18 protein-coding genes are annotated in these 15246 nt (G+C 39.1%); 9 read left to right on the top strand and 9 right to left on the bottom strand.

Going from position 1 to position 15246, the window contains the following annotated elements:
* Nucleotides 1-60 precede the first annotated feature (60 nt).
* Nucleotides 61-288, bottom strand: a complete 228-nt coding sequence (locus QF028_RS23195; protein ID WP_429469282.1) for a hypothetical protein — start codon at nt 286-288, stop codon at nt 61-63.
* Nucleotides 289-444: 156 nt separating this feature from the next.
* Here QF028_RS23195 and QF028_RS23190 point away from each other — a divergent pair, with 156 nt between their 5' ends.
* Entirely contained in the window at nt 445-900 is a 456-nt protein-coding gene (locus QF028_RS23190) for a DUF2269 family protein (protein ID WP_429469279.1), read from the top strand.
* Between the two features lie 61 nt (nt 901-961).
* On the opposite strand, the gene QF028_RS23185 is transcribed toward QF028_RS23190, so the two are convergent.
* Entirely contained in the window at nt 962-2311 is a 1350-nt protein-coding gene (locus QF028_RS23185) for an FAD-dependent oxidoreductase (RefSeq protein WP_429469276.1), read from the bottom strand.
* 155 nt (nt 2312-2466) lie between these two features.
* Between QF028_RS23185 and QF028_RS23180 the strand changes: the two genes are divergently transcribed.
* Complete coding sequence (locus tag QF028_RS23180; RefSeq protein ID WP_429469274.1) at nt 2467-3144, top strand: AlkZ-related protein; 678 nt, start codon at nt 2467-2469, stop codon at nt 3142-3144.
* A 282-nt stretch (nt 3145-3426) separates the two neighbouring features.
* Nucleotides 3427-4671: an MFS transporter gene (locus tag QF028_RS23175; RefSeq protein WP_429469272.1), complete on the top strand. Its 1245-nt coding sequence runs from the start codon at nt 3427-3429 to the stop codon at nt 4669-4671.
* A 107-nt stretch (nt 4672-4778) separates the two neighbouring features.
* Here QF028_RS23175 and QF028_RS23170 read toward each other — a convergent pair whose 3' ends face one another.
* Nucleotides 4779-5090: an ATP-binding protein gene (locus QF028_RS23170; RefSeq protein WP_429472476.1), complete on the bottom strand. Its 312-nt coding sequence runs from the start codon at nt 5088-5090 to the stop codon at nt 4779-4781.
* 381 nt (nt 5091-5471) lie between these two features.
* Between QF028_RS23170 and QF028_RS23165 the strand changes: the two genes are divergently transcribed.
* The gene (locus tag QF028_RS23165; protein ID WP_429469269.1) at nt 5472-7103 is read left to right on the top strand and encodes a M4 family metallopeptidase; all 1632 of its coding nucleotides are present in this window, start codon (nt 5472-5474) and stop codon (nt 7101-7103) included.
* 286 nt (nt 7104-7389) lie between these two features.
* On the top strand, nt 7390-8391 hold the full coding sequence (locus QF028_RS23160) for a DUF3231 family protein (RefSeq protein ID WP_429469266.1): 1002 nt from the start codon (nt 7390-7392) through the stop codon (nt 8389-8391).
* 291 nt (nt 8392-8682) lie between these two features.
* Here the strand turns inward: QF028_RS23160 and QF028_RS23155 are convergent, their stop codons facing one another.
* Nucleotides 8683-8868 carry a hypothetical protein gene (locus QF028_RS23155; protein WP_429469263.1) on the bottom strand — a complete coding sequence of 62 codons (186 nt, stop codon included), beginning with the start codon at nt 8866-8868 and terminating at the stop codon, nt 8683-8685.
* Nucleotides 8869-9044: 176 nt separating this feature from the next.
* Here QF028_RS23155 and QF028_RS23150 point away from each other — a divergent pair, with 176 nt between their 5' ends.
* Both QF028_RS23150 and QF028_RS23145 read left to right on the top strand, forming a co-directional pair.
* A complete protein-coding gene (locus QF028_RS23150) occupies nt 9045-10241 on the top strand; it encodes a class I SAM-dependent rRNA methyltransferase (protein ID WP_429469260.1) in 1197 nt (398 codons plus the stop codon).
* Nucleotides 10242-10416: 175 nt separating this feature from the next.
* On the top strand, nt 10417-10638 hold the full coding sequence (locus QF028_RS23145) for a hypothetical protein (protein WP_098930381.1): 222 nt from the start codon (nt 10417-10419) through the stop codon (nt 10636-10638).
* Nucleotides 10639-10888: 250 nt separating this feature from the next.
* Here QF028_RS23145 and QF028_RS23140 read toward each other — a convergent pair whose 3' ends face one another.
* The 5 genes from QF028_RS23140 to QF028_RS23120 all read right to left on the bottom strand — a co-directional run bounded on the left by QF028_RS23140 (nt 10889) and on the right by QF028_RS23120 (nt 13561).
* Entirely contained in the window at nt 10889-11398 is a 510-nt protein-coding gene (locus QF028_RS23140; RefSeq protein ID WP_429469257.1) for a DoxX family membrane protein, read from the bottom strand.
* A gap of 220 nt (nt 11399-11618) precedes the next feature.
* The gene (locus tag QF028_RS23135; RefSeq protein ID WP_429469254.1) at nt 11619-12128 is read right to left on the bottom strand and encodes a DoxX family protein; all 510 of its coding nucleotides are present in this window, start codon (nt 12126-12128) and stop codon (nt 11619-11621) included.
* 224 nt (nt 12129-12352) lie between these two features.
* Nucleotides 12353-12742 carry an SRPBCC domain-containing protein gene (locus tag QF028_RS23130; RefSeq protein ID WP_429469252.1) on the bottom strand — a complete coding sequence of 130 codons (390 nt, stop codon included), beginning with the start codon at nt 12740-12742 and terminating at the stop codon, nt 12353-12355.
* A gap of 56 nt (nt 12743-12798) precedes the next feature.
* Nucleotides 12799-13254, bottom strand: coding sequence for an SRPBCC family protein (locus QF028_RS23125; RefSeq protein WP_429469249.1), 456 nt, complete (start codon nt 13252-13254; stop codon nt 12799-12801).
* Nucleotides 13238-13561 (bottom strand): ArsR/SmtB family transcription factor, encoded by a 324-nt coding sequence (locus tag QF028_RS23120; protein ID WP_210427106.1) that lies wholly within the window; start codon nt 13559-13561, stop codon nt 13238-13240. Before QF028_RS23120 ends, QF028_RS23125 begins: the two co-directional genes overlap by 17 nt.
* Before the next feature lie 192 nt (nt 13562-13753).
* Here QF028_RS23120 and QF028_RS23115 point away from each other — a divergent pair, with 192 nt between their 5' ends.
* Complete coding sequence (locus tag QF028_RS23115; RefSeq protein ID WP_429469246.1) at nt 13754-14461, top strand: MBL fold metallo-hydrolase; 708 nt, start codon at nt 13754-13756, stop codon at nt 14459-14461.
* Between the two features lie 12 nt (nt 14462-14473).
* Nucleotides 14474-15046, top strand: a complete 573-nt coding sequence (locus QF028_RS23110) for a WHG domain-containing protein (RefSeq protein WP_429469244.1) — start codon at nt 14474-14476, stop codon at nt 15044-15046.
* Nucleotides 15047-15246: the final 200 nt, after the last annotated feature.

The following is a 15246-nucleotide window of genomic DNA, read 5'->3' as shown; positions in this document are numbered from 1 at the left end:
AGGTCATCAGAGTAGACTTCTGATGACCTTTCGTGGTTACTATACCTTAAATCATAAAAACTAAATTCTGTTTTTAACATCCTCTCTTATCAGTTCGATAATATTCTCGGATAAATTCGCAGGCAGGGATGTCCCATTTTTAAAAACCCAAGCATTTACTAGTTCAAGGTCTCCTTTTTTAAAGGTAATACTGTAATCTTGATCTTCGTATGTAAAATCAGCTGTCACTTCTTCCTGGTCATAAGCTTCCTCATCAATAATCATATTAAATATTTCAAAAGGTTTCACAGTTAAGCTCCTTTGTATCTTTATTGTATGTAAATAGGGTTAACTTTAAAAATTTGTTTATTCAATGGTAGCCACAAAAACTACTATATTTCACTTTAATATATTAAATAAGAATATGATAAAATGGGGATGGGAGCGAATGGAGGTTGGCAGCAATTGATTACTTTCTATAAAATCCTTGTATGTATACATATTTTTTCAGCCATCCTGGGGATGGGGCCAGGTTTCATATTAACGACAGTGGTCAAATCTGGGAAGAACATGACCGAATTAAGACATTCATATAGGATTAGGCATAAGTTACATATATTTGTAATGGTCGGCGGCACGCTTTTATTAATCACAGGGTTGAGCATGGGGGTCATCAATCCGAGCCTATTTCGGATGGGATGGTATGTAACCAGTCTCTTTCTCTTTTTGGCTGCACTAGCAATTGGACCACTCGTTTTATCACCTAGGTCAAAACCAGTTAAAGCCCTATTAGCGTCGCACAAAGGAGAAGAAATTCCCGAAGAATATTGGAGCTTATCAAAAGTTCTTTTTCGATTTGAAAACCTTGAAAATGTGATCTTTCTCATCATCATCGCCCTGATGATTTTCAAGCCATTCTAAAAAGGTGTCAGGCACCACTCGTAGACAAATGTCCACGAACGGTGCCTGACACCATTTAAGTTTACCGCTTAACTTTGAATAGGACTGCTTTTAACGTGGAAGATGAGAATAAGCTAATCGGATGGGCTTTCAGTTGAAGTACATTGATAAGCTTTCCGTATACCTTTTGATTGCTTTCACAGGCTAAAATCACTCGTTTTACATACCACTTCAGTAATGGCAGGCCAAACGGTTTTGCACCGTCGGTATGGGTGAAGCGAAAGTCTTCAGTTAAAGCGATTAACCATGGGACATCTATGATTTTACTGAAGCTTCGATGAGTATTTTTCGAAATTTGTGAAAGCTTATTTTTATTTAACGCTTTTTGAAGTTCCTTTTTCAGAGCAACCGCCTCAAGTGCAGCGATGCTCATCCCCTGTCCAAAAACAGGATCAATACGATAAAAGGCATCCCCAATAACAATTAGTCCATTTGGGAAACGTTGTAGCTTCTCATAATGAAAGCGGCGTAAGGCTGGAAACCGATAAACACTGACATCCGTCTCAGGTGTTCCATTTTTAATTGCTTCATATACATCAGGTTGTTCAAGACTTTTGGCATAGTTTATAAATTCCTCTACCGTGCTAGGTGGTGATTCCACGCCATAGCCAAGTAATGTCACCATCCAGCGCTGATTTTCAATTGGGGAAATACTCCCTCCACGATTCTGTCTTGGTGGATTAGGGTAAACCAATAAATTACCCCAGTCTTTATTTTTGGGGGAAAGCGAGCAGTAGATGCGACTGGCATAGAAAAGGTTTACTTTTACTTCGGTTTTTTGGGGACCATCGAAACCTAATTGTCTGAGCCAATTAGTTGAATTTGACCCAGCCCCTGTAGCATCCACAACCAAATCAGCGTTAAGTGGAATGGCTCCTTCTCCTTCCTTTTGAATTTCTACTCCTATGATACTGGTAGAATCACTATTTATCAGCATCCTTTTCGCTTTGGCACCATATAAAAAGCTTATATTTGGAATCATCTCGAGCCTGCGCTGGATATGCCATTCAAGGAAGGGTCTGCTTTGCTGGATAATTGATATCCCGGCATGAAATTTCACCTTCCAGCTCCCATGATGATTCCAGGCTAGCTCACTGGTGAAATCTGATTTTACCGAGCCATCTGCGATCAGTTCATCGACAATCCCTGGAAAAAGTTCAGTGAGAATCTCCTCACCACTTTTTAAAAGGGCATGTCCATGTGACCCTTGTGGCACTCCGGTTCTGGTCAAATGTTTTTCGCGCTTTTGATCCTTTTCTATAATTAACACTTCTTCAAAAAAGACGGACAGGATGCGTGCAGCGAATAAACCAGCAATACTTCCGCCGATAACAAGTGCTTGTTTTCCTAAAAAACTATTTGTTGTTGACATTCCTAGCAAACCCCCGATAATACTATTTGCACCATATAATTAATGGTTAGTATTATATCATTTTTTTATGGTTTCTATGAGTTTAGAATGTAGAGAATTTACCTAAACTAATAGGGAATTAAAGAGAAAGTCGGATTAAAGGGAGGTTGGTGTGTTTGGTAGATTATAAAATTAGTACATATGAGGAAGCAGTCAAGGTCATTAAGGAAGTTGGTTTACTTCCATTATCACCGCTAATACCTGACTACCCATCACTTGATAGCATCACTCCGAAAGAGAATTGGCATTCAGGTTCGGATGATGATCCATGGATGTGGCGTGCAAGGTTCCCAGTTGATGGAGTAGCAGCCTACGGAAAATTCATTAAGAAAAAGTCTATTTTAATTTCCTCTGAACTCCTCCCTTTAGTGAGTGCGATATTGGGGTCACAGTATTCAGTGGCTAAACGTTACAATGACGGTCTTGTTTCTAGAGAAGCCTTAGAATTATTTACTTTGATTAGTGCGGAAGAAGGCATAGACACAAGAGTATTAAGGGCCAAAGCAGGCATGAAAGACAAAGAAAAGAAAAAGGCTTTTGATAACGCATTGTTGGAATTACAGGGGTCTATGGATATTGTTGTTTCAGGGACAAAGGAGAAAACAAACGTTTCGGGCGAGAAAAACGGCTGGAGCAGTACATCCTTCGAAACACTTGCCTTTTGGTCAAAAAATAACCACGTGGATCAAAGAAAAATAGAAATGGACGAAGCAAAACATGAGCTGAAAAACCATTTTGCGCAGTTATGCGGTCCCGAGTCCATGAAAGCATTCGTAAAGAATTTTAAGCTTTAGGTTTAGGTAAATTTCATTGATTTACATTTTATGACAAACTTCGCTCTTGATTCTTAGCGTAGAATAAAGTAGTATGGAAACTACGATATTCGAAAGGGTGACCATAAAGCCAATGATTCACTAAACCTATTAAAAGAAAAAATTCGGATCATCATACGAACATATTTCTGGATAGGGTTAGTGCGGGCTTTTATAGACAAAAGGGAGTAGAAGGTACTTGGTGTACTGTGCCCTTTTGCTGAAGTACCTCCTGTCCAGATAAATGGATAAGGAGGTTTTTTTATGGAAGAAACAAAATCAAACATTACCATGGGGGATTTATTTAGAAATCGAGTGATACGTACCATCTTGCTCTCGACATTATTTTTACAAATCGGTATTTGGGTACGTAACTACTCCATATTGTTATTTGTTATTGAGCAGACAAATGAAGATCCGGTTGCGGTATCGCTTATTTCTGTAGCAGAATTCGCGCCTATTTTTCTATTTTCCTTTATTGGAGGCACCTTTGCAGACAGATGGCGTCCGAAACGGACAATGATATGGTGTGACTTCCTCAGCGCGCTGTCTATCTTTATTGTATTGTTAACACTAGTATTTGGGGGCTGGAAAGTTATTTTCTTCGCCACACTTGTATCATCGATTCTTTCACAGTTTTCACAGCCTTCTGGAATGAAACTGTTCAAGCTTCATGTAAAGGAAGAACTTATTCAAATGGGTATGTCGATGTACCAAACGGTGTTTGCTTTGTTTATGATTTTAGGGCCGATTATCGGTACGTTTGTTTACCAGCATTACGGCATTAGTGCAGCGATTGCCATTATGGGTATTGCCTTTATGCTATCGGCAACGATTCTATTTATGCTTCCTCCTGACCGGGAAAGCGAAGAAAATGCTGTAAAAACCACACTTATGGAAGAAATGAAGGAAGGCTTCCGTTATGTCTGGAACAGCCGGGCACTGACTTTGCTGGGGGGCTGTTTTGCAGCAGCAGGTTTAGGACTGGGGTTAACGCAGCCACTTTCTGTTTTCCTCATTACGGAACAACTTGGTTTACCTAAAGAGATGCTGCAATGGTTGATGGCAGCGTTTGGGGCAGGGATGATTTTAGGTGGTGGTCTCACGATGGGGTTAGCGAAAAAGACTCCTCCGCAAATCTTGCTTGCAATTGGAATGAGCGCCAGTGCTCTCGGATTTTTTGTAATGGGGCTATCAGAGCAGTTATGGCTGACATTGACCGCGCAATTTATTAGCGGCTTGTTTATGCCTTGTATTCACATTGGAATTAATACGATGATTTTGAAAAATACAGATGAAGCTTTTATTGGCCGAGTCAATGGCATTTTAAACCCGATGTTTATGGGGACCATGGTCATTACCATGAGTGCGAGCGGATGGCTGAAGAAAACAACTTCGCTTGTCGCGATGTACGAAGCGTCAGCCCTACTCTTTATTGTGGGTGTAATTATCCTCATTCCACTCTTTAAGCGTTCGGTTAGTATATTGAAAAAGAGTGAGGAAGTATAAGTTTTAAAGCTGCTCTGTTTTTCGAGCAGCTTTTTTACGCAAAAAAACACCAGTGCCATGTGCTTCTTTCTTCCACAAAAAAAAACGTAGTGGAAGCCTACGATTTTTTAGTCACTATTTTCGTCGATTACTAATGGAAGTGTAATTACTACTTGAGTTCCCTCATTTGGATTACTCTTTATGGAAATTTTCCCGCCATAGGAGTCAATAATTCGTTTGCATACGGTTAAACCTAGTCCAGATCCATCTTTCTTTAATGTGTAGAATGGGTTAAATGCTTGGCTAATTTGATCTTTCTGCATCCCAACTCCATTATCAGTCACTGTAATCAAACAATTATCTAATTGTTTATCAAGCGTAATAGAAAATTTTCCTCCATAAGGCATTGCTTGTAGGGAGTTTTTGGTTAAATTAAGAATGACTTGCTTTAAGGGCTAGGAGACTAAGTTTAAGTTACTATATTCAACTATTTTTTCGAAAACCGTCATTTTTTAAATGTCGGTTTTTTTCTTATTTATTTAATCTGCATATGAATTACCTTTTGATACTATGAAGTTATTAATAAAAAAATGAAACTTTTGGACCAACAGGATTTCACCGTTTATTCCTCCAAAAAATAATCGAATAAATTTTCCCAACGCAAAAATGAACTTAGCTTTGGGATTTTTAATAGAATAGATGATATTTTCGCTGGTGCCTGACACCATGTCCCACACTTTTTCCCAATTATCCTAAAAGATTCATCGTGTTATGATTATTTTGAAAATTCTTACAGAATGATCATTAGGGGGCGGTTGGAGATGAAAAAGAGAACTTCACTTGTACTAGCTTTGGGGTTAACAATGGGGTCTGTGCTACCGATTACAGCTGCGGCTGAGACAATTCCTTACAATGTTACGTTTAAGAAAGACGCGTCGCAGTTTGGTAAGGATGCAAAGGTCAACTGGAAGAAAGGACAAACGGTACCATCTTTTGTCCATGGGAAACTATCGACCAAAGTTTATAAAGACATAGATGGGATTAAGCAATTTTTAAAAGAAAATAAAGCACTTTATCAGTTAGATACAGCTAAAGATTTAACATTACTCGATGTTGAGACGGACGGGCTAGGTAGCACTCACTATAATTTTATTCAATCGATTCAGGGGATTCCGGTGGATGGGGCGAAGTTTAAGGTCCATACCGATAAAAATGGAATCGTTACAGCAGTCAATGGTGATGTGTTCCCAGAAGCATCTTCTTATTTCAAAGGTGCCCTGAAAGCACAACTATCCAAGGAAACTGCCCTTGATCAGTCTTGGAAATCTATAAAAGTAACCAAAGAGGAAACCATCACGAATGCTGAAGCAGGTCCTACTGGCAAAAAAATAGAAGATACCGTTGAAAAGGCGGAACTAGTTGTTTATAAAAATGGTAATGAATTTAATCTGGCTTACAAAACAAATCTGCAATTTATTCAGCCATATCCTGCAAACTGGGTGGTCTATGTGGATGCCGTAAATGGTAACATTTTAAATTCCTATAATGCAGTAGCTGATGGCACTGGAGTAGGTGTTCTAGGAGATACGAAAACGCTTAACACCTATTATTCGAGCGGTACTTACTATCTATATGATATTACTAAGCCAATGACGGGTGTCATAGAAACAAGAACGGCGGTAAATAGATCCCGGTTACCTGGAAATTATTCTGTTGACCCTGACAATAATTTTAACTCAACGTCACAGCGGGCCGATGTAGATGCCCACTACTATGCGGGTGTGGTCTATGATTATTATAAAAATACGTTTAATAGAAACAGTTTTGATAATAATGGAGCGACTCTTCGCTCAACCGTCCACTATGGCAGGAATTACAACAATGCGTTCTGGAATGGTTCGCAAATGGTATATGGAGATGGGGATGGAATTACCTTCCGTTCATTGTCAGGTGCGCTTGATGTCGTAGCCCATGAATTAACACATGCAGTAACAGAAAGAACAGCCGGGTTAGAGTATCAGTATCAGTCAGGTGCATTAAATGAGTCCATTTCTGATACGTTCGGAGTATTCCTAGATAAAGGGGATTACTTAATTGGTGAGGATGTGTACACGCCGAATAAAGCTGGCGATGCTCTTCGCAGTCTTTCAAACCCTGGTCTTTATGGACAACCGGAGAATATGAGCGGCTACGTGAATACTACTTCGGATAATGGAGGAGTTCACACGAACAGCGGGATTCCCAATAAAGCAGCCTATTTAACGATTTCAAGTCTGGGTACAGCTGTTGCTGAAAAAATCTACTATCGAGCACTCACCGTTTATTTAGCTCCACAAAGTGATTTTAGCGACGCACGCGCGGCTCTTCTTGCTGCTGCAGCTGATATGTATGGCTCAAGCAGCACACAGTACAATGCCGTTAAATCTGCTTGGACACAAGTGGGAGTAAACTAGGCCATTAACTATTTCCAATGTCAGCCGTCACATAATGTGTTGGTTGACATTTTTATGGGCAAAAAAAATAGATTGGTGTCAGGCACCAATCCAAAATGGGAAGTTTTAAGAAATGAGCTCTTCGAACCATTTCCTAATTAAGTTACTTTTATCATAAATAAAAAATGTGTAGAACTTATGTGGAAGTTGTGAAGATGGAAATATCCAAAAGTCCCGTTTAATTGAATAGTTTTTATTTTAAAGGAAAAAACTAAGTGAAAATAAGTGGTTAAGGGGATTATTTGTTATGGGAGCATTTAAGGAAAAATTAACATCTGCTGAAATGGGAAAACTCTGGGTCACATATATGGGGAATTCCATGTCCAAACGTTATCTTATGTACTATCTTCAACATGTTGAGGATCAAGATGTCAAAAAAATTGTAGAAAACGCACTGAATATATGTGAATCCATATTACAAGAAATAAAAAAGATCTTTATTGAAGAAAGCTTTCCTGTGCCAATTGGATTTACAGATGAGGACGTAAACATAAATGCTCCAAGGTTATTTTCTGATGAGTTTTATCTGCATTACTTAAAGTATGCAGGTAAAGCAGGACTAAGCATTTATTCAATTGCGGTACCAATAATGACAAGAGAAGATATTAGGGACTTCTTTATCAATACCCTTAATACTACAGTTAAACTAATAAATGAGGTCAATAATGCTCTAATGGCTAAGGGTTATTTAATTAAGCCACCACTTATTCCTACCCCAGAAAAAGTCGATTTTATAAAAAAACAAAATTATCTAAATGGTTTTATAGGGAATGTGAGACCGCTCCATGCTCTAGAAATTACACATCTTTACTTAAATAATGAAAATAACGTAACAAGCAAAGCTTTATTAATTGGCTTTAGCCAGGTCGCCAAGAATGAGCAAATTAAGGAATTTTTTATTAGAGGAAAAGAAATGACAAACAAACATATAGTAAATTGTTCACAACATCTAAATAAAGAAAATTTGCCTGCTCTACCTCTTTTAGATCATTTAGTAAGCACTTCTACTATTTCACCATTTTCAGATAAATTAATGTTAGCCCATAAAATCGACATGTTTTCCATGAAAATAAGAGCATATGGGAACGGAATGTCTCTTAACGGTAGACACGATATAGGTGGAATGTATGCACGATTTGTAAAGGATGTCGGGCTTTATGTCGAGGATGCAGCTAATATAATGATTGATCATGGTTGGATGGAACAGCCACCAAAAGCGGCTGACCGTGATCACTTAGCCTCAAACTAGCAGTAGCTGCTGGCTTTCAGGTGATACTGGAGAGAGTTTTGGGCAAAAAAAATAGATTGGTGTCAGCACCAATCAAAATTATGGGAAGTTTTAAGAAATGAGCTCTTTGAACCATTTCCGTATTAACTTGACTTAATCATAAGAAAAACTTGTGTAGAATTTAGGTGGAACTTGTGTGGAAGTTGTGAAGATTTAAAATGTCCCTAATTATATAAGATGGTCTGCGCCCATTTAATACAACTTCCGCCATAAAAGGTGAGTACTTCTTCAATATTTTTGTTGATTCGTCCCTCAACACGCCGCACATATAGTTATGTAGTCGCTTCTGAATATAGGCATTTGATTCAATGAAATGGTGCCATTGTGGACAATAACTGTACCAATGGGTCGTTCTCCGCGCTTTCCAGCCTCCTCTGCTTCTTTTAATGCTTCTTCCATAAAATATTGATGATTGTATTCATGAAAATTTGTTATCAACTTACTCCCCGCTTTTTTTCTATACTTTTAAAATATCAGATATTTTAAAAAATGCTCTGTAAGATTAAGTTATAGCAATTAGTGTTATGATTACAATATTGCTTTCGGAGTTGATTCGTAAGTCAAGATATTGTCTACAATATTTTAATAGGATAAAAAACAGATGGGATGACACGATGAATAAAGAAGTTAGTCTAAAGGTAAAAGCAAAGTTTGTAAATAAATTTAAAAGCGGCTATCCACTTATATCTAAGGAAGCCGTCATTAATGTGGACAACCTCGTAAAAGAGGGGTCCATTGTTAAATTGGTCGACGAAAGAAATATATTTATTGCCAAAGGCTATTATGGTAAGCAAAATAAGGGAATTGGCTGGGTGTTGAGCAGAAAAGAAAATGATTCTTTTGATCAACGTTTTTTTGAGAAAATGCTTAAAGAAGCGATTAAGGAAAGAGAATCATTTTATCAAAGATCAGAAACTACCGCGTTTCGAGTGTTTAATGGTGAAGGTGATGGAATCGGTGGTTTGACGATTGATTACTTTGCTGGTTATTATCTGTTAACTTGGTACAGCAAGGGTATCTATCATTTCCGAGACTATATCATTCAAGCTTTAAAGGAACTGGTTGAATTCCAGGGCATTTACCAGAAAAAGCGTTTTGATGAAAAAGGGCAATACATCGAGGAAGATGACTTTGTCGCAGGTGAAAGAGGACAGTTCCCGCTTATTGTCAAAGAAAATGGCGTCAACTTTGCGATATATTTAAATGAAAGTGCCATGGTCGGGGTGTTTTTAGACCAGCGGGATGTAAGGCGCACAATCCGAGATGTGTATGCAAACGGTAAGACAGTTTTAAATACTTTCTCTTATACGGGGGCTTTTTCCGTGTTTGCAGCTCTAGGGGGAGCAACGAAAACTACAAGTGTAGACCTGGCCAATCGGAGTAAGAGTAAAACGATTGAGCAGTTTAGTGTAAATGGTGTGGACCATGAAACACAAGCAATTATTGTTGAGGATGTATTCAAGTACTTTAAATATGCTGTCAAGAAACAGCTGAAGTTTGATATGGTCATCCTTGATCCGCCGAGCTTTGCCCGGTCAAAGAAATTTGTCTTTAGTGCGGAAAAGGACTACAAGAATCTTCTAATCGAAGCGATTGCCATAACTGCGGACAACGGAACCATTGTTGCATCCACAAACAGCAGCGCTTTTGGGATGGATAAATTCAAGAGTTTTATTGATGCTGCCTTTAAAGAATCTGGCAGCCGGTATAAACAATTGGAAGAATTTTCACTTCCCATCGATTTCAAAACCATCAAAGAATTTCCAGAAGGGGACTACTTGAAGGTAGTATTTATTAAAAAAATAAGATAAGAATGGTGCCTGACACCCACATGGAATTAGATGTGGGGGAGGGCCTTTTTTTATTTTCAGGGTGTTGTAAATCCCATTTTTGCAATATAATAGAGGGAAGATGTTCACAAAATTGTCAAAAATGCTACTTCCTTAACTTACATAAATAAAAAAAATCATTTCTGGGGGAAACGATATGATTAGAGCGGCTATTGCTGGTGTTGTTGGTTTTGTGCTTATTTTTATCGAGTCGATGATTGTGATGAAGCTAAAAGGTCTTGAAACGATTGAATTTGGCGGGTTGGCTCCGTTTATTAATGTCTGGGCTATGAATTTCTTTTTCATGTTTGCCATCCTTACACAGGTAACCAATTGGTATATGAACAAAGAAAGTTTAAAAGAAGATAAAAGCTTTTAGTATTAAAAAAAGCGACGCAATCTGGTAGGATGACCAAGACTGCGTCGCTTTTTTTTGATTGGCTCTGTTTAACTTGCCTGTTGATTTCCGCTCCAGGCGCTTCGCTTTCCGCGGGCGGTCCGGGGAGCCTCCTCGTCGCTGCGCTCCTGCGGGGTCTCCCCTGCCCCGTCCTCCCGCAGGAGTCTTCGCGCCTTCCACTCCAATCAAAAGGGTGCCAAAATTAACAATAAGCTTTAACATAGCCTTTTGATTAAACGTTATGTTTTACAGTTGTATTCCCTTTAAATGCTGTGTTGCGAATGAATGGGATAACCCAACGGTCAAGACCGATGCGGCCCGCATTGTAGCCAGAGAATAGGATAATCGCTCCTAGGAAAAGATCTGTTGGAATATGTGATACGGTTCCTGCTAAGAAAAATGAAAAGTTCATTACAAGTCCAAAGAACATAGCAGCAGTTGTTAAGCATCCAAGAATAAGTCCAAGTCCGATTAAGAATTCACCTAGTGGGACGATGGTGTTAAAAATATCAACGTTTGGTAACGCGAAATGCTTTAAGAAATCAACATACCAGCCATAAACCATCGCACCGTCTGGACCTTTCACTGGATTAGCGATTGCCCCTTTTAGAAAGCCAGAAGCGTCAAAACCGCCTGATAATTTGTGGAACCCAGCTGTTATCCAAGAATACCCCATATATAAGCGAAGAACTGTTAAAATTCCAGCGGCAACTTTGTTTTCTCTTAACCAATTTACTACCATGTGAAACACTCCTTGTTAATTAAATTTTATTTGTTTGTTCGTTAACTACATTTTTACTATACCAAACTTATTTTGAAATTAGGGTAAATTGTTCACTATTTCACATATTCGTAAAAAAGTTGTGAACAAATTTCAAACGAACAAGATCCTTCACCAGACTCTTAGAGAGAGTTTTGTATATAAGGGAGCTTATCAAAGACATTCCCCCTGCTTACTTGCATTAAACGTTATGTTTTACAGTTTTATTCCCTTTAAATGCTGTGTTGCGAATGAATGGGATAACCCAACGGTCAAGACCGATGCGACCAGCGTTATAGCCTGAGAAAAGAATAATTGCTCCTAAGAAAAGATCTGTTGGAATATGTGATACGGTTCCTGCTATGAAAAATGAAAAGTTCATTACAAGTCCAAAGAACATAGCAGCAGTTGTTAAGCATCCAAGAATAAGTCCAAGTCCGATTAAGAATTCTCCTAGAGGGACGATCGTGTTAAAAATATCAACGTTTGGTAAGGCGAAATGCTTTAAGAAATCAACATACCAGCCATAAACCATCGCGCCGTCTGGACCTTTCACTGGATTAGCGATTGCCCCTTTTAGATAGCCAGAAGCATCAAAACCGCCTGATAATTTGTGGAACCCAGCTGTTATCCAAGAATACCCCATATATAAGCGAAGAACTGTTAAAATTCCAGCGGCAACTTTGTTTTCTCTTAACCAATTTACTACCATGTGAAACACTCCTTGTTAATTTATTTTTATTTGTTTGTTCGTTAACTACATTGTAACTATACCAAACTTATTTTTAAATAAGGGTAAATTGTTCACTATTTCACATATTCGTAAAAAAGTTGTGAACATTTTATTAACAGGGCCTTGAACTCCATTACTTACTAATTAATAAGAAAAATGCTTGGAGATGCTCCAAGCATTTTTAACGTCATTCTGGGTGTGAATTAACCTAAATATTTTTCTAAAGGGTTCCAGTAATTCTCTCCCCATCCTGCTGCAAGATGTTCTCCTTCAGCCTCAGGAAAACCAATGTGGTCGAAAACCAAAAGGGTTTTTGAGTCTTGTTCTTTTAGCTCAAACTTAGCAATAGAATAAACACCCTCTGGCCAGTTCGCTACTCGCCAAGCTTGTACTATTCGCACACCTGGAACAAGTTCAATGTTTCTTCCAAGAATCATGCCGCCAAAACAAGAAAAAGTACCACCAGCTTCGGGACTGATTTCTGTGGGTGCACCTCCCGTCATTTCGCTGAATTGTTTCGAATCTGTGAGTGCTTCATATATAAGTCCAGGGCTGGCATTGAAAATTACCTCTTGATGAATTGTTTTAGTCATTTTTTATTCCTCCAATATATTATTCAATAGAAAAGGTTATTTATTTTTTATAAAAATTAATGCATGGCCATTTCGGACCATGGGTCTACACCCGGATCATTGCCTTCTGCAAAATCTTTAATGCGCGGCATGTAATGGGACCATCCTTGTTTGTGCGATGGGACTTCTTCAACTGGCAAGTCATAATGGGTTAAAACTAAATTTGTGCCATTTTCTTTCGGAGTCAGTTTGAATTCAACCTTACTTGAACCAGGTGGCACGAGCTTTGATTTTTCCCAACCCCAAGACATGACGATTTTTTCATAAGGAACAATTTCTACATATTCGCCCATGGCAATATCGCTGCCATTCACATCAATTCGATATTTACCACCGATTTTTGGTTCGAGCAGGATATGTCTCCCCATCCAGCGAACCATTTTGTCCGCATCAGTAAAGAACGAAAATAATGTTTCCGGACGGGCTTCAATAAATATTTCTTTTGTGATGATTTCATTATTGGTCTGATTCATTTTTTCTCCTTTCTTCCTCTTCGGCAGCTTCTTTCAAACGAAGTAAACTATCATCCCAAAAACGGTCAATATACTGCTTTAATTCAGAAAAACCGTCCCTTCTAATACCGTAGTACCGTTTCGTTCCGTCTCTCCGAACTATAACTAGGCCGGATTGTTCGAGAACTTTGAGATGCTGAGAAACTGCTGGAGCTGAAATGTCAAAATGTGAGGCAATCGCGCTGGAGGTCATTTCTCCATCACGAACGAGATAGAGTATATCTCGACGTCTAGGTTCTGCTAATGCATGAAGGACTTTTTCAATCATATCGTTATTTTAGCGTACACTTAATTAAGTGTCAACTTAATTAAATGCTAGTCATGTTAGTATCTTTTGGCAAAAAAGATGAATATATGAATTCAAAAGAGTATTGAAATTTTTTCCAAAAATGGACTTGATTAAACTAATGGTATTAGTTAATATAAAACTAATGATATTAGTTAAAGGGGATGTGTCACTATGAGGATGATCAAAAATGGGTACTTGTATCAAGTTACATTCATGGCGAATGTTTTTCCGGTCAACTGCTATTTGGTGGAGGAAGAGGACGGGTTAACGTTAATTGATGCAGCGCTTGGCTTTTGTGCCAAAGGCATTATGAAGGCGGCTGAATCGATTGGAAAGCCGATTACCAAAATTGTGTTGACGCATGCTCATGAGGATCATGTCGGGGCGTTGGATTCTATAAAAGACTTGCTGCCAGATGTACCGGTTTATATTTCGAAGCGAGACAACAGACTAATGAATGGCGATCGATCGCTGGATCCTCAGGAGGCACAAACCCCGATTAAAGGCGGTGTACCGAAAAAATTAAAAACGAAGGCCAATCTATTATTGAAGGAAGGCGACCTGATTGGTTCGTTAACAGCGATCGAAACGCCAGGACATACACCAGGTTCCATGTCATTTTTAGATTTGCGGACCAAGGCGTTGATAGCAGGTGATTCCTTTCAAACACGAGGTGGAATGGCTGTTGCAGGGGATATTAGAGCTTGGTTTCCATTCCCGGCTTATGGTACGTGGAGTAAGGAAACCGCCTTGTCCAGTGCCCGGAAATTAGTGAGTTATCGGCCTGAATTGCTTGCAGTCGGCCACGGAGACCTCGTGATAAATCCTGTAAACTCAATGGAGCATGCAATCAAAAATCTGGAACGAAAATTAGGATAGGGAGTAATTATTATGTCACCAAGACCAAAAATCGGTCTCGAAATATCTTATATTATCGAAGCAGCAGGAGAGATTGCCGACCAACATGGGGTGCAGGAAGTTACCTTGGCCAACTTAGCAAAGAAGCTGGGGATACGTTCTCCTTCTTTATATAATCATTTTGATGGACTCACTGGATTAAGAAAGAAATTGGCGATTTACGGAATCGATAAGCTTTATGAAGTGATGGCTGATGCAGCAATTGGGGTGTCAGGCACCGAAGCTGTGCTGGCGGTTAGCCAGGCCTATGTGGATTTTTCCCGAAAGCACCCAGGGATTTATGAGGCAACATTACTTGCCCCTGACCCGGAAGATGTGGATGTGCAGCAAGCAGGGGCGAAAATCGTTGACCTTTCCCTCCGCGTTTTGCAGGCATATCATTTAGAAGGGGAGCGTGCTTTACATGCTGTCCGGGGCTTACGTAGTATTTTACATGGATTTTCTGCTCTAGAGCAAAAAGGCGGATTCAAGATGTCGTTGGATTTGAATGAAAGTCTTATGATAATTATTAAGGCATTTCTTGTGGGGATTGGGCTGGAGGACTAATAGATGAGAGGGTCAGTAGTGCCCATGCTGGAGGAAAAAAGCCGAGGACAGTAACTAAGAGTGGACCACAGTGCCCGTACTCATCGAAAAATATCGGTCATGGTCACTCTCTAACGTTCCTCCCCTGTAATATTCTCATTAAGGTACATTTTGGAGATAGAGTCCTATGGCAAGCTTTGGTATAATGGGATAAAGTTTAG

This window comes from Neobacillus sp. B4I6, from assembly GCF_050434045.1.
In the GTDB taxonomy this organism is placed as follows: domain Bacteria; phylum Bacillota; class Bacilli; order Bacillales; family Cytobacillaceae; genus Neobacillus.
Note: the sequence above shows the minus strand (reverse complement) of the source record. Positions and strands in the feature narration are given on the sequence as shown.

Excerpts from the sequence above, each read along its gene's own strand:
- QF028_RS23185 (WP_429469276.1), bottom strand. The coding sequence starts at position 2,311 with ATGTCAACAACAAATAGTTTTTTAGGAAAACAAGCACTTGTTATCGGC.
- QF028_RS23175 (WP_429469272.1), top strand. The coding sequence starts at position 3,427 with ATGGAAGAAACAAAATCAAACATTACCATGGGGGATTTATTTAGAAAT.
- QF028_RS23165 (WP_429469269.1), top strand. The coding sequence starts at position 5,472 with ATGAAAAAGAGAACTTCACTTGTACTAGCTTTGGGGTTAACAATGGGG.
- QF028_RS23160 (WP_429469266.1), top strand. The coding sequence starts at position 7,390 with ATGGGAGCATTTAAGGAAAAATTAACATCTGCTGAAATGGGAAAACTC.
- QF028_RS23150 (WP_429469260.1), top strand. The coding sequence starts at position 9,045 with ATGAATAAAGAAGTTAGTCTAAAGGTAAAAGCAAAGTTTGTAAATAAA.
- QF028_RS23145 (WP_098930381.1), top strand. The coding sequence starts at position 10,417 with ATGATTAGAGCGGCTATTGCTGGTGTTGTTGGTTTTGTGCTTATTTTT.
- QF028_RS23140 (WP_429469257.1), bottom strand. The coding sequence starts at position 11,398 with ATGGTAGTAAATTGGTTAAGAGAAAACAAAGTTGCCGCTGGAATTTTA.
- QF028_RS23135 (WP_429469254.1), bottom strand. The coding sequence starts at position 12,128 with ATGGTAGTAAATTGGTTAAGAGAAAACAAAGTTGCCGCTGGAATTTTA.
- QF028_RS23130 (WP_429469252.1), bottom strand. The coding sequence starts at position 12,742 with ATGACTAAAACAATTCATCAAGAGGTAATTTTCAATGCCAGCCCTGGA.
- QF028_RS23125 (WP_429469249.1), bottom strand. The coding sequence starts at position 13,254 with ATGAATCAGACCAATAATGAAATCATCACAAAAGAAATATTTATTGAA.
- QF028_RS23120 (WP_210427106.1), bottom strand. The coding sequence starts at position 13,561 with ATGATTGAAAAAGTCCTTCATGCATTAGCAGAACCTAGACGTCGAGAT.
- QF028_RS23115 (WP_429469246.1), top strand. The coding sequence starts at position 13,754 with ATGAGGATGATCAAAAATGGGTACTTGTATCAAGTTACATTCATGGCG.
- QF028_RS23110 (WP_429469244.1), top strand. The coding sequence starts at position 14,474 with ATGTCACCAAGACCAAAAATCGGTCTCGAAATATCTTATATTATCGAA.